Here is a 12,608-nt window from a genome sequence, read left to right as displayed (position 1 = left end):
GGAGCGAGCAGGATGCAGGGGCAGGGGACGGACACCGTGGCGGAGCCCGGGCTGCGCGACCGCAAGCGGACGCGGACCAGGCAGGCCATCCGCACGGCGGGGCTCGACCTCTTCGAGGAGCAGGGCTTCGAGCGCACCACGGTGGACCAGATCTGCCGCCGGGCCGACGTCGCCCACCGCACCTTCTTCCGGTACTACGAGTGCAAGGAGGCGCTGCTCTTCGGCATGGACTTCGGCGCCGCCTTCCTGGACGCCTTCGCCACCGCCCCTGCCGGGCTGGAGCTCTGGGCCGCCTTCGAGCACGCCGCCGACACCACCGACGGGCAGCTGGAGGAGCCGGCCGAGCACACCGCGCGGCGCCGGGCGCTGCGGCGCCGGTTCATCGAGGTCCGCAGTGTGCACGACTTCGCGCTGGTCACGATCGACGCCATCTCGCAGCGGGTGACGGTGATCGCGGCCGAACGGCTGGGCGTCGACCCGGCGGTCGACCTGCGGCCGCAGGCGTTCGCGGCGCTGATGGCGGGCATGACCCGGCGGCAGGTCCTCGACGGCAACGAGATGCGCTCGCTGCGGGAGTGGGCGGAGGCGTTCCGGCTGCTGCTCGCGAAGTTCGACACGCCGGCCCCGGCGGAGCCGCCGGCCCTGCCGCCGCGCCCGGCGGGAGTCGCCCGGTGAACTCCTACCGCACCGGCCCCGACCCGCCGCCCGGCTCGCGGTAGTGCAGCACGAACCGCGCGCTGCTGCCGTCGATCCGCCGCCGCAGGTACAGCGCGGGCGCGCCGTCCGGCGTGCAGCTGACGCCCTCGCGGACCAGCAGCGCGGTGCCCGGAGGCACCCCGAGCAGCTCCGCGTCGGCGAGGTCCGCGCCGACCGCGCCGAACGCCCGCCAGTCGTACTCCAGCTCCACCCCGGCCGCCTGTGCCAGGTCGAGCACCATGTTGCCGGGACGGCCCGGTCGCACCAGCCCGTCCGGCAGCGGCCCGGACGGCACCCAGTAACTGCTCACCACCCGGGGCCGGCCGCCCAGCCGGATCACCGTGTCCACCCGGGACAGCTCCTCGGGGGCGCGTCCCAGCTGACGGGCCGCCTCGTGGTCCTCGGCGGAGCCGGTCACCGGCGGCGCGGCCACCACGAACTCGCCGTCCTGCGCCGCCCCGGGCGCGTCCGTGCCGAGCGGCAGCCCGGTGTGCACGCTGCCGAGGTCGAACCGCTGGCTGCGCGGGTCGACCGCGATCGACACCCGTACCGCGGGCGGGCGGACGAAGGTCCCCACGCCCCGGCGGATCTCCAGCACCGCGGCCCGTTCCAGCTCGGCCACCGCCTGTCGGACGGTCAGCCGGTTGACGCCGAACTCGGCGCTCAGCTCCGGCTCGCTGGGCAGCCGGGAGCCCGCCGGGTACGTCCCGGCGTCGATGCGCTCCTGGAGCTGCCGGGCGAGCCGGCGGTACAGCGGGGTTTCGGTCCGGTGCGTTGCCACGTGCCAGATCCTACGGAGCCGGGTGGCGGCTTCTGTCCCCGGTTGTCCGGAAGTTCACCTCGTCGTCGCTTGCCCGGCGCCCCACTTGCGGGTAGACATCTAGACGTCTAGATGTCTTACCTTCCTGCGCCGTCCCGAGTCATCACCCCCCACCCCCGCCCGCACCACCGAAAGGCCCCGCCATGACGCTCGTCAACTTCCGTGACCCCGCCGCCCTCGCCGACCCCGAGGGCCGCTGGGTCCGCCACGGCGTGCTGCACCGCTCCGCCCAGCCGTTCCCGGCCGACGACGCCTCGATCGTCGAGCAGCTGAACGCCGCCGGCGTGCGCACGATCATCGACCTGCGCGGCGGGGCCGAGGCGGACGACGCCGACTGGGCGCAGTCCCAGGCCGCCGGCATCGAGGTGGTCGCCGCCCGCGTCCAGCCCACCGACCGGAAGCTGGAGGCGGCGATGATGGAGATGACCACCGACGCCGACCTCGGCCACTTCTACCTGCTGATGGTCGAGTCCGCCCCCGGGGCGGTCAAGCTCGCCGTCGAGGCCGCCACCCGCCCCGGCGGCCTGCTGGTGCACTGCGCCGCCGGCAAGGACCGCACCGGCTGGCTGACCGCCCTGCTGCTCGACCTGCTCGGCGTCCCCGCCGAGGAGATCGTCGCCGACTACCACCGCACCACCGCGGCGCTGCCGCAGATCTTCGAGGGCCTGGCCGAGCGCAACCGCAACGCCCTGAACGACTACCACGCCGGCTCGCTGACCATCCCGCGCCAGCTGCTGGAGGCCCCGGCCGACTCGATGGCCGCCTTCCTCGACCTCGTCCGGGCCCGCTACGGCGGCACCGAGGGCCTGCTCGCCCACTGCGGGGTGGACGCCGCGACCATCGAGGCCTTCCGCGCCAAGGCCGGCACCGGCGCCGTCGAGACCGCCGAGGTGACGGCATGAGGACCCTGCTGCACCACACCGACGGCACGCCGTTCCGCGACCTCAACCACAACGGCACCATGGAGCCCTACGAGGACCCGCGGCTGCCCGTCGAGGAGCGCGTCGAGGACCTCCTCTCCCGGATGACCCTGGAGGAGAAGGCCGCCCAGATGTTCTGCGGCCGGATGCTCGCCGGCAACCAGGGCCCCTTCCCCGCCGGCGACCACCTGATCACCGAGCGCGGCCTCACCGCCTTCGGCATGACGATGGTCCCCGACGCCCGCGGCATGGCCGAGTGGAACAACCACGTCCAGGACCTCGCCGCCGCGAGCCGCCTCGGCATCCCGGTCACGCTCGCCTCCGACCCCCGGCACGGCTTCACCACCAACCCGGCCACCGCCTTCGCCGGCGGCGGCTTCTCGGTCGGCCCCGAGCCGATCGGCCTCGGCGCCACCGACGACCCGGAGCTGGTCGAGGAGTACACCGCGCTGATCGGCCGCGAGCTGCGCGCCGTCGGCATCCGGGTCGCCATCCACCCGATGGCCGACCTCGCCACCGAGCCGCGCTGGGCCCGGATCAGCGGCACCTTCGGCGAGGACCCCGAGCGGGTCTCCCGGATCATCGCCGCCTACATCCGCGGCCTGCAGGGCGAGCGGATCGGGCCGGACAGCGTCGCCTGCATGACCAAGCACTTCCCCGGCGGCGGCCCGCAGCACAAGGGCGAGGACTCGCACTTCGCGGCCGGCCGCAGCCTGGCCTACCCGGGCGGCGCCTTCGAGCAGCACCTGCGCCCGTTCGAGGCCGCCTTCGAGGCCGGCACCGCGCAGATCATGCCCGCCTACGCGATCCCGGCCGGCTCCGGGCTCACCGAGGTCGGCGCCAACTTCAACCATGACGTCATCACCGGCCTGCTGCGCGGCACGTACGGCTTCGACGGCGTGATCTGCACCGACTTCAACGCCATCACCGGCATGGAGATCCCCGGCGTCGTCAGCCTGCCGCCGCGGCACTGGGGCGTCGAGGAGCTGTCGGTGCCCGAGCAGGTCGCGATGACCCTGCACGCGGGGGCCGACCAGCTCGGCGGCGAGACCGACCCCGAGCTGATCCTCGGCGTGGTCCGCTCCGGCGCCGTCACCGAGGCCCGGCTCGACGAGTCCGTCCGCCGCATCCTGCGCGACAAGTTCCGGCTCGGCCTGTTCGACGACCCGTACGTGGACGTCGAGGCCGCCGTCGCGCTGGTCGGCGCCCCGGCCGGGCGCGCGCTCGGCCGCAAGGTCCAGGCCGCCTCGCTGGTCCGCCTCGCCGGACAGCCGCTGACCGGCGAGCGGATCTACGTCGAGGGCGTGGACGCCGGGGTGGCGGCCCGCTACGGGACGGTCGTCGAGCGCCCCGAGGACGCCGACGTCGCCGTCGTCCGCCTGGCCACGCCGTACGAGCGGCGCGAGGGGCTGCTGGAGCAGCACTTCCACACCGGCACCCTGGAGTTCGAGCCCGCCGAGGCCGCCAGGATCGTCGCGCTGGCCGGTACGGTCCCCACCGCCGTCGTCGCGCTGCTGGAGCGCCCCGCCGTGCTGACCCCGCTGGCGCCGCACGCGGCCCTGCTGGTCGGCGAGTTCGGCGCCGCCGACGAGGTCGTGCTGGACGCGGTGTTCGGCCGCGCCCCGATGACCGGCTCGCTGCCGTTCGACCTGCCGCGCTCGGACGCCGCCGTCGAGGCCTCCCGCGAGGACGTGCCCTTCGATACGAAGGACCCGCTCTTCGTCGCCGGCCACCCGACCGCCCCGCGCGAGGTGACCCGGTGACCGGCGGCGGAGCGCTGCCGGAGGGCTTCCTGTTCGGCGCCTCCACCGCCGCCCACCAGATCGAGGGCAACAACACCACCAGCGACTGGTGGGCCCTCGAACAGCGCCCCGGCGGCTTCCTGCCCGAGCCCAGCGGCGACGCCGCGGACAGCTTCCACCGCTGGCCCGAGGACATGGACCTGCTCGCCGGGCTCGGCTTCAACGCCTACCGGTTCAGCATCGAGTGGGCCCGCATCGAGCCGGCGCGCGGCCGCTACTCGTGGGCCGCGCTGGCCCACTACCGGGCGATGGTGGAGGGCGCGCTGGCCCGCGGCCTCACCCCGGTGGTGACGCTCCACCACTTCACCCTGCCGCAGTGGTTCGCCGAGGCGGGCGGCTGGCTCGCCCCGGACGCCGCCGAGCTGTTCGCGCGGTACGCCGCCACCGCCGCCGCCGAGGTGCTCGACGGCGTCCGGTACGTGGCCACCATCAACGAGCCGAACGTGCTCGCCCGGATGCACACCCTGATGGGGATGCTCGCCGAGGGCCCGGCCGGGGTGGACCTCGACCGGGTCGACCCCGGCGAGGACATCACCGAGGCGCTGGTGCGGGCCCACCGCGCCGCGGCCGCGGCGCTGCGCGAGGCCGACTCCCGGCTGCTGGTCGGCTGGACGGTCGGCGGCCTCGGCCTCTACCCCGTGGAGCCCGGTGCCGAGGCCACCGCCGCGGCCGTCTCCCGGCGGCGGGAGGGCGTGTTCGTCGAGGCCGCCCGCGGCGACGACTGGCTCGGCGTGCAGGCCTACACCCGCACCCCGGTCGGCGTCGACGGCCCGGTCCCGGTCGCCGAGGGCGTCCGCACCACGATCAAGGGCTGGGAGTACTACCCGCAGGCGCTCGGTGAGACGGTCCGGGGCATGGCCGCACTGGTCGGTCCGGACGTGCCGCTGCTGGTGACCGAGAACGGCATCGCGACCGCCGACGACACCGAGCGGATCGCCTACACCACGGAGGCGCTGGCCGGCCTCGCCGACGCCCTGCGCGACGGCGTCGACGTGCGCGGCTACCTGCACTGGAGCCTGCTGGACAACTACGAGTGGGGTTCCTACCGGCCGACCTTCGGCCTGGTGGCGGTCGACCCGCGGACCTTCGAGCGCAGCCCGAAGCCCTCCGCGCACTGGCTCGGCGCCCTCGCCCGGGAGGGCCGGCTGGGCTGAGCCGCAGCCGCCCGCGGGGAGCAGGACGTCGGCCGGTCCGACGTCCTGCTCCCCGCTTTCCGTTGCTTCGCGTCCTGCTTCCGCGTTCTGTTCCCGCGTTCTGTTCCCGCGTCAAAAACCGGTCGCGCCCACGGTGGCGGGCTGGCAGAGTCCGCTCCCATGGAGCAGCTGTACGGGATCCGGGCCGACCACGACGCCTCCACCCTCGTCGTCTACCAGGCGTACGCCCCCGCCGTGGCCGACGCGGCGCTCGCCGCCGGACGGTTCGTCCCGCCGTTCTCCTTCGGGCGGATGACCTGGATCAAGCCCTCGTTCCGCTGGCTGATGCACCGCAGCAACTGGGCCCGCAAGCCCGGGCAGGAGCGCGTGCTCGCCGTCCGGATCACCCGGGCCGGCTGGGAGGAGGCGCTCGGCCGGGCGGTCCTGACCACCGGCGACCCCGCGTTGCTCGCCCGCGCCGAGGTGCACGTCCAGTGGGACCCGGAGCGCTCCCTGCGCGGCGCGGCGCTCAACCACTACAGCATCCAGGTGGGCGTGGGCCGCACCCTGATCCGGACCTTCGCCGAGGAGTGGATCACCGGGATCACCGACCTCACCCCGCAGGTGCGGCGGATCGCCGAGCTGGTCCAGCAGGGCCGCACCGCCCAGGCCCAGCGCCTGCTGCCGCCGGAGCGCCCGTACCCGTTGCCGCCGTCCCTCGCCCATCTGGCCCGGGCGTGACGAAGCCCCGGGCCCGGCGAGAGGCGGGGCCGCCTCCCCGGCACGATCACTGGAATCGGGAGACGGCCCCGGTCCGGGGCCGGTCGGGGCCCACGCCGCGGATCGGGCATCGACCGCGTGGTCCCGACCGGACCTCCATCAGACGACCTCAACCCCGGTTGAGGTCAAGTGCTCGTGGCGACGGCTGTTCGTCAGGACGGGCCGCTAGCATGTGCGGTTCGTCCACAGTGCGACGTGAGACGCTCAAACCTGCCGAACACAAAGGATGATGACGATCAGTATTCGACGCATACTCCTGACCGCGGGCAGCTGCCTCGCGCTCGGAGCGATCACCGTGGGGACCGCCGTCGCGGCGCCCGCCCCGGCACCGACCGCATCGTCCGGCAGCAAGCCGGTCACGTACCTGGGGCACCGGTTCACCGTCCCCGCCGACTGGCCGGTGGTCGACCTCGCCGCCGACCCGACGACCTGCGTCGGCTTCAACCGCCACGTGGTCTACCTCGGCACCCCGGGCGACGGCGCGAGCTGTCCGCCCGGCGCCGTGGGCCGCACCGAGGCGCTGCTCGTCGAGCCCGCCGCCGCCGGCACCGCCGCGGGCTTCACGGCCGACCCGGTGGACCACCAGCTCACCGCCACCGCCCCGGGCCTGCGGGTCACCGCCACCTACGACCTCGACGAGCGGCTGGTCCGGGGCATCATCGCCTCCGCGGGCCTGCCGACCACCGCGTCGACGGCCGCCCGCAGCCCGAAGTCCGTGGCCGGCCAGGCGCCCGCCGCGACGCCGGGCGTGGCCGCCGCCCCGCAGGCCGCGGCCGCGCCCGTCGCCCTGCCGCCCGAGGTCACCAACTTCACCGGCCGCGGTTTCGACGCCTGCGCCGCGCCGAGTTCCGACCTCATGCAGGCCTGGAAGACGAGCTCGCCGTACGGCGCGATCGGCATCTACATCGGCGGCAGCGCCATGTACTGCCAGCAGCCGAACCTCACCCCCGAGTGGATGCAGAAGCAGACCGCCGACGGCTGGCGCTTCCTGCCGATCTTCGTCGGCCGGCAGGCTTCGCGGATCACCGGCCCGGCCGACGGCGTCACCGAGGCGGACAACGCCATCGCGAAGGCGGCCGCGCTCGGGCTCAGCCCGGGCAGTGTCCTCTACTACGACATGGAGGCGTACAGCACCCCGCAGTACACCACCACGGTCCTGGGCTTCCTCTCCGCGTGGACCAACCGGCTGCACGAGCGCGGCTACAAGTCGGGTGTCTACAGCAGCGGCGCCAGCGGCATCAACGACATCGTCAAGAACCTGGGCAGCGGCTACGCCATCCCGGACGTGCTGTTCTGCGCCAACTGGAACGGCAAGGAGACCACCAGCGACCCGTACATACCGGACAACGTGTGGGTGAACCACGAGCGCGTCCGCCAGTACCGCGGCGACGTCCAGGAGACCTACGCCGGGTACACGCTGAAGATCGACCAGGACTTCCTCGACGTGGCCGTCTCCCCGCCGCCGGGCCCGGGCGCCCGGGTGCGGGTGGACTTCAACGGTGACGGGAACGAGGACATCGCGGGCAAGCTGTCCGACGGTTCCCTGCTGCTGTGGACCGGCAACGGCAACGGCACGCTCAACACCAACAGCGGCTACGCGATGTGGCCGGGCACCGGCTTCGGCCAGGTCAGCGAGATGGTCGCGGCCGACTTCAACGGCGACGGCCGCACGGACGTCGCGGGCAAGCTGTCCGACGGCTCCCTGCTGCTGTGGACCGGCAACGGCAACGGCACGCTCAACACCCAGAGCGGCTACGCGATGTGGCCGGGCACCGGCTTCAAGGACGTCCACGACCTGCTGGCCGGCGATTTCAACGGCGACGGCAGGATCGACCTCGTCGGCAAGGCCGCGGACGGCACCCTGATGCTCTGGACGGGCAACGGCAACGGCACGCTCAACACCAGCAGCGGCTACGCCATGTGGCCGGACACCGGCTTCAAGAACGTCCACGACCTGGTCGCGGGCGACTTCAACGGTGACGGCTGGACGGACGTCGCGGGCAAGCTGTCCGACGGCACGCTGCTGCTGTGGACCGGCAACGGCTCCGGCCGGCTGAACACCTACAGCGGCTACGCGATGTGGCCGGACAAGGGCTTCGGCCAGGTCCACGAGCTGGTGGCGGGCGACTTCAACAACGACGGCCGCACCGACATCGCGGGCAAGCTGTCCGACGGCACGCTGCTGCTGTGGACCGGCAACGGCAACGGCACGCTCAACACCCAGAGCGGCTACGCCATGTGGCCCGACAACGGGTTCTGGCAGGTCTCCGAGCTGCTGTAGTCCCGGGCCGCCGCAGTCCCGGGCGGACAACCACGGACCGGGCTCCCACCGCACGGCGGCGGGGGTCCGGTCCGGCGTTTCACGGGGTCGGCAGCTCCCGGATCCGGGTGATCCGGCCGCGCGCGTCCAGCGTCAGGTCGTAGTCGTTCCCGTAGCAGGCGTACGGGAGTTCGGGCTCGCCGCCGGTGAGGCAGCTGTCCAGGTGGTCGAGCAGGACCGGCAGCTGGACCTCCTTGGCGGGCTCGTCGTGCGGGAGGTCGACGAGGGTGGCGGTGGCATGGGCCGCGAGGGCGTGGGTGACCACGGCGGCGCCGGGCGGACAGGAGGGCCGGACGGTCAGCCGGCCGTCGGCGACCGCGAGGACCTGGACGACCCGGCGGCCGGCGTGGGTGGTGCAGGGGGCGGGGGAGAGGGTGGCGGGGGCGAAGAAGTCCGGGGTGGCCGCGAGCGTGTCCTCCTCGTCGTCGCCGGGGGCCGCGAGGTCCGCGGGGTCGTCCAGGTCCTCGGCGTCCACCGGGTCCCCGATGTCGTCCGAGGCCATCGCGAGCGTCGGGTCCTCGTCGATCGGGGTGCAGGCGGCAAGCCCGGTGGTGACGGTGCAACAGAGCAGCACGGCGAAGAGGAGGCGACGGGGCGCGGTCATGGGGTGAGTCTCCCAGGAACAGGGCCGGACGAGACATCCACCTGGACGCGGAATCCGAGTGACCGGTTCCGGACACGACCGTCCCCGTCGGGCGTGCGGGCCCGGCGGGGACGGAAGCGGGGGCGGGGCGGTCGGGCGGGTGCTACGCCGCGACCGGGTGCGTCGGGTCGTAGGCCCGGCGGACCCGCTCCTGGGCCTCCGGCCCGGCCCCCAGATGGTCGAGCCCGAGCAGCGCCGCGCCGAGGACCGGCGGGGCGACCACGATCCGCGGCTCGGCGAGCGGCGCCGCGGCCGTCAGCCGGGCCGTCAGGTTGTCGAGCAGCAGCGGCTGGCGGGAGGCGAGCACCCCGCCGCCGAGCACCAGCGGGGTGGGCGTGTCCAGCAGCTCCAGCCGCCGCAGGGCGACGACGGCGAGCCGGGTGATCTCGTCGGCCTGCCGGTCTATCAGCGACAGGGCCGTGGCGTCCCCGGTCCCGGCGACGGCGAACAGCACCCGGACCACCTCGTGCAGCCGGACGGACGGCAGGTGCCCGAGGTGGACGGCCTCGGCGACGGCACCGGTGGTGGGCAGGCCGAAGTGCTCGGCGATGGCGGCGGCCAGGCCGGTCGGCCCGCCGCGCCCGTCCTCCGCCCGCACGGCGTGCCACATGCTGGCGCCGGCCAGGCCCCAGCCGCCGCCCCAGTCGCCGGTGAGCTTGCCGAGGGCCGGGAAGCGGGCGGTGCGGCCGTCGGGCAGCAGCCCGACGCAGTTGATGCCGGCGCCGCAGACGACCGCGACGCCGCGCGGGCCGTCGGTGCCGGCCCGCAGCAGGCCGAAGGTGTCGTTGAGGACGGTGTTGCCGGCGCCCCAGGGGTGGCTCTCCACGGCGACGCGCAGCGCCTCCTCCTCGACCGGCAGGTCGGCGTTGGCGAGACAGGCGCTGACGTGGCCGGTCAGTGGGCCGGTCCAGTCGGTGACCCCGGCGGCCGCGGCGGCCTCCTCGACCAGCGGGGCGAGGCCGGCGACGGCGACGGCGGCGCCGACGGTCGCTGGGTGGAAGCCGCCGCCCCGGGCGGAGCCGAGGACGGAGCCGTCGGTGCCGATGAGGGCGACGTCGGTCTTGGAGTTGCCGGCGTCGATGGCGAGGACGCCGGGCAGGTGCGGTTCGGGCTGGTGGGTCATTGGGGTTCCCGCGGCTCGTCGTACGTGGCCCGGCCGGGGGTCTTTCCCGGCCGGGGGTGGCGTGGCTCCGCCTGCGATCCGGCCCGCACTCCCCCACGGAGCGCGGGCCGGGGACCGGGGGTCGGGCGGCTCAGGCCCGGGGCGTGTCCGTCAGGCACGCGCCCATGCGAGGTGCTCGCGGTTGTGGGCGAGCAGCCGGTCCGTCAGCTGGTCGGCGAGTTCGATCTGGCCGACCAGCGGGTGGGCGAGCAGGGCGTCGAAGACCCGGTCGCGCCCGCCGCGCAGGGCGGCGTCCAGGGCGAGGTGCTCGTACGCGGTGACGGCGGCGACCAGGCCGGCGTACAGCGGCTCCAGCGGGCGCTGCGGCAGCGGGCGCACGCCCGCCGCGTCGACCTCGGCCGGCACCTCGATCACGGCGTCGTCCGGAAGGAAGGGCAGCACGCCGTCGTTGCGGGTGTTGACCACCTGCACGGAGGTGCCGCCGCCGGTGCCGAGCAGCGCCGCGATCAGCTGCACCGCCGCCTCGGAGTAGAACGCGCCGCCCCGCTCGGCGAGCAGCTCCGGCTTGGTGTCGAGTGCCGGGTCGGCGTACATCTCCAGCAGCCGCCGCTCGATCTCGGCGACCTCGGCGGCCCGCGAGCCCTTGGACCTCAGCTCCTCCACCACCAGGTCGTGCTGGTAGAAGTACCGCAGGTAGTAGGAGGGCACGACGCCGAGCCGCTCGATCACCGGCTGCGGCAGGTGCAGGTCCTCGGCGATCTCCTTGCCGAAGCCGGAGAGCAGCTCGGGCAGCACCTCGCGGCCGCCGGCCGCGCCGGGGGCGTCGAGCAGGGTGACCCCGCGCTCCCAGGTGAGGTGGTTGAGGCCGACGTGGTCGAGCCGGATCAGCTCCGGGTCGACGCCCAGGTGCTTGGCGAAGCGCCGCTGGAAGCCGATGGCGACGTTGCACAGGCCGACGGCCTTGTGGCCGGCGCTCTGCAGGGCCCGGGTGACGATGCCGACCGGGTTGGTGAAGTCGACGATCCAGGCGTCGGGGTTGGCGCGCCGGACCGTCTCGGCGATGTCGAGCACCACCGGCACGGTGCGCAGCGCCTTGGCGAGGCCGCCGGCGCCGGTGGTCTCCTGGCCGACGCAGCCGCACTCCAGCGGCCAGGTCTCGTCCTGGTTGCGGGCCGCCTGCCCGCCGACCCGCAGCTGCAGCAGCACCGCGTCGGCGTCGGCGACGCCCGCCGCGACGTCGGTGGTGGTGGTGACGACCGCGCCGTGGCCCTGCTTGGCGAAGATCCGCCGGGCCAGCCCGCCGATCAGCTCCAGCCGCTCGGCGGCCGGGTCGATCAGGACGAGCTCGGCGATCGGCAGCGTGTCGCGCAGCCGGGCGAAGCCGTCGATCAGCTCCGGGGTGTACGTCGAACCGCCGCCAACGATGGCCAGCTTGAGTGCGGACATCAGCCCTTGACCCCTGTCAGTGTCACGCCTTCGATGAAGGCCTTCTGTGCGAAGAAGAAGAGGACGATCACCGGGGCCATCACCAGGAGGGTGGCGGCCATGGTGAGGTTCCAGTTGGTGTGGTGGGCGCCCTTGAAGGACTCCAGGCCGTAGGAGAGGGTCCAGGCGTCGTGGTTGTTGCTGGCGTAGATCTGCGGGCCGAAGTAGTCGTTCCAGCAGTAGAAGAACTGGAACAGCGCGACGGCCGCGATGGCCGGCTTGGCCATCGGCAGCACCACCCGCAGCAGGGTGCGCAGGTCGCCGCAGCCGTCGATCCGGGCCGCCTCGATGTACTCCTTGGGGATGGTCATCAGGAACTGCCGCAGCAGGAAGATCGAGAAGGCGTCACCGAAGGCCATCGGGATGATCAGCGGCCAGAGCGAGCCGCCCAGGCCCAGCTGCTTGGCCCAGAACAGGTACATCGGGATGATGGTGACCTGCGGCGGCAGCATCATCATCGCGATGACCGCCATCAGGGCCAGGTTGCGGCCGCGGAAGCGGAACTTGGCGAGCGCGTAGGCGACCGGCAGGCTGGAGACGATGGTCAGCACGGTGCCGAGGCCCGCGTACAGCAGGGTGTTGCGCCACCAGGTGAGGAAGCCGGGGGTGTTCCAGACCTTGCCGTAGTTGCCCCAGTTCCAGGAGGTGGGCCAGTAGTCGGTGGTGAGCGCCTGGCTGTCCGACATCACCGAGGTCAGGAAGGCGAAGACGAACGGCAGCAGGAAGAACAGGCCGGCGGCGACGGCCAGCGAGTGCACGGCCACCCAGTTGAGCAGGGCGCGGCGGCGGGCGGTGCGGGCGGCGGTGGTGGCCGGGCCGCGCGAGGGGCCCCGGCCGGTCCGCCTGCCGGGCGCCTCGGCGGGGAGGGTCGAGCTGAGAGTCATGG

At 73.9% G+C, this 12,608-nt stretch carries 11 protein-coding genes; 6 read left to right on the top strand and 5 right to left on the bottom strand.

What is annotated here, in order from left to right:
• Nucleotides 1-12: 12 nt before the first annotated feature.
• On the top strand, nt 13-675 hold the full coding sequence (locus ACFVUH_RS19850) for a TetR family transcriptional regulator (protein ID WP_387914606.1): 663 nt from the start codon (nt 13-15) through the stop codon (nt 673-675).
• 4 nt (nt 676-679) lie between these two features.
• Here ACFVUH_RS19850 and ACFVUH_RS19845 read toward each other — a convergent pair whose 3' ends face one another.
• Nucleotides 680-1,477 carry a GntR family transcriptional regulator gene (locus ACFVUH_RS19845; RefSeq protein ID WP_387914605.1) on the bottom strand — a complete coding sequence of 266 codons (798 nt, stop codon included), beginning with the start codon at nt 1,475-1,477 and terminating at the stop codon, nt 680-682.
• A gap of 182 nt (nt 1,478-1,659) precedes the next feature.
• On the opposite strand from ACFVUH_RS19845, the gene ACFVUH_RS19840 reads away from it, so the two are divergent.
• The 5 genes from ACFVUH_RS19840 to ACFVUH_RS19820 all read left to right on the top strand — a co-directional run bounded on the left by ACFVUH_RS19840 (nt 1,660) and on the right by ACFVUH_RS19820 (nt 8,432).
• Nucleotides 1,660-2,418 (top strand): tyrosine-protein phosphatase, encoded by a 759-nt coding sequence (locus ACFVUH_RS19840; RefSeq protein WP_355368413.1) that lies wholly within the window; start codon nt 1,660-1,662, stop codon nt 2,416-2,418.
• Nucleotides 2,415-4,199, top strand: coding sequence for a glycoside hydrolase family 3 protein (locus ACFVUH_RS19835; RefSeq protein WP_387914604.1), 1,785 nt, complete (start codon nt 2,415-2,417; stop codon nt 4,197-4,199). Before ACFVUH_RS19840 ends, ACFVUH_RS19835 begins: the two co-directional genes overlap by 4 nt.
• Nucleotides 4,196-5,392, top strand: coding sequence for a family 1 glycosylhydrolase (locus ACFVUH_RS19830; RefSeq protein ID WP_355368407.1), 1,197 nt, complete (start codon nt 4,196-4,198; stop codon nt 5,390-5,392). The genes ACFVUH_RS19835 and ACFVUH_RS19830 overlap by 4 nt, the downstream gene beginning before the upstream one ends.
• Nucleotides 5,393-5,551: 159 nt before the next feature.
• On the top strand, nt 5,552-6,112 hold the full coding sequence (locus ACFVUH_RS19825; protein WP_387914603.1) for a DUF4291 domain-containing protein: 561 nt from the start codon (nt 5,552-5,554) through the stop codon (nt 6,110-6,112).
• 268 nt (nt 6,113-6,380) lie between these two features.
• The gene (locus tag ACFVUH_RS19820) at nt 6,381-8,432 is read left to right on the top strand and encodes a glycoside hydrolase domain-containing protein (protein ID WP_387914601.1); all 2,052 of its coding nucleotides are present in this window, start codon (nt 6,381-6,383) and stop codon (nt 8,430-8,432) included.
• A 79-nt stretch (nt 8,433-8,511) separates the two neighbouring features.
• Here the strand turns inward: ACFVUH_RS19820 and ACFVUH_RS19815 are convergent, their stop codons facing one another.
• From ACFVUH_RS19815 to ACFVUH_RS19800, 4 genes are all read right to left on the bottom strand, one after another.
• On the bottom strand, nt 8,512-9,075 hold the full coding sequence (locus ACFVUH_RS19815; protein WP_387914599.1) for a hypothetical protein: 564 nt from the start codon (nt 9,073-9,075) through the stop codon (nt 8,512-8,514).
• Nucleotides 9,076-9,217: 142 nt separating this feature from the next.
• Complete coding sequence (locus ACFVUH_RS19810; RefSeq protein WP_387914597.1) at nt 9,218-10,237, bottom strand: N-acetylglucosamine kinase; 1,020 nt, start codon at nt 10,235-10,237, stop codon at nt 9,218-9,220.
• 150 nt (nt 10,238-10,387) lie between these two features.
• Entirely contained in the window at nt 10,388-11,683 is a 1,296-nt protein-coding gene (locus tag ACFVUH_RS19805; protein ID WP_387914595.1) for a 6-phospho-beta-glucosidase, read from the bottom strand.
• Entirely contained in the window at nt 11,683-12,606 is a 924-nt protein-coding gene (locus ACFVUH_RS19800) for a carbohydrate ABC transporter permease (RefSeq protein ID WP_355368392.1), read from the bottom strand. The genes ACFVUH_RS19805 and ACFVUH_RS19800 overlap by 1 nt, the downstream gene beginning before the upstream one ends.
• Between the last annotated feature and the right edge of the window lie 2 nt (nt 12,607-12,608).

Origin of the sequence: Kitasatospora sp. NPDC058032, assembly GCF_042885845.1 — a bacterium.
Taxonomy (GTDB): Bacteria; Actinomycetota; Actinomycetes; order Streptomycetales; family Streptomycetaceae; genus Kitasatospora.
This window is presented reverse-complemented; position numbering and strand designations above follow the sequence as displayed.

Excerpts from the sequence above, each read along its gene's own strand:
- ACFVUH_RS19825 (WP_387914603.1), top strand. The coding sequence starts at position 5,552 with ATGGAGCAGCTGTACGGGATCCGGGCCGACCACGACGCCTCCACCCTC.
- ACFVUH_RS19850 (WP_387914606.1), top strand. The coding sequence starts at position 13 with ATGCAGGGGCAGGGGACGGACACCGTGGCGGAGCCCGGGCTGCGCGAC.
- ACFVUH_RS19810 (WP_387914597.1), bottom strand. The coding sequence starts at position 10,237 with ATGACCCACCAGCCCGAACCGCACCTGCCCGGCGTCCTCGCCATCGAC.
- ACFVUH_RS19820 (WP_387914601.1), top strand. The coding sequence starts at position 6,381 with ATGACGATCAGTATTCGACGCATACTCCTGACCGCGGGCAGCTGCCTC.
- ACFVUH_RS19840 (WP_355368413.1), top strand. The coding sequence starts at position 1,660 with ATGACGCTCGTCAACTTCCGTGACCCCGCCGCCCTCGCCGACCCCGAG.
- ACFVUH_RS19815 (WP_387914599.1), bottom strand. The coding sequence starts at position 9,075 with ATGACCGCGCCCCGTCGCCTCCTCTTCGCCGTGCTGCTCTGTTGCACC.
- ACFVUH_RS19800 (WP_355368392.1), bottom strand. The coding sequence starts at position 12,606 with ATGACTCTCAGCTCGACCCTCCCCGCCGAGGCGCCCGGCAGGCGGACC.
- ACFVUH_RS19805 (WP_387914595.1), bottom strand. The coding sequence starts at position 11,683 with ATGTCCGCACTCAAGCTGGCCATCGTTGGCGGCGGTTCGACGTACACC.
- ACFVUH_RS19835 (WP_387914604.1), top strand. The coding sequence starts at position 2,415 with ATGAGGACCCTGCTGCACCACACCGACGGCACGCCGTTCCGCGACCTC.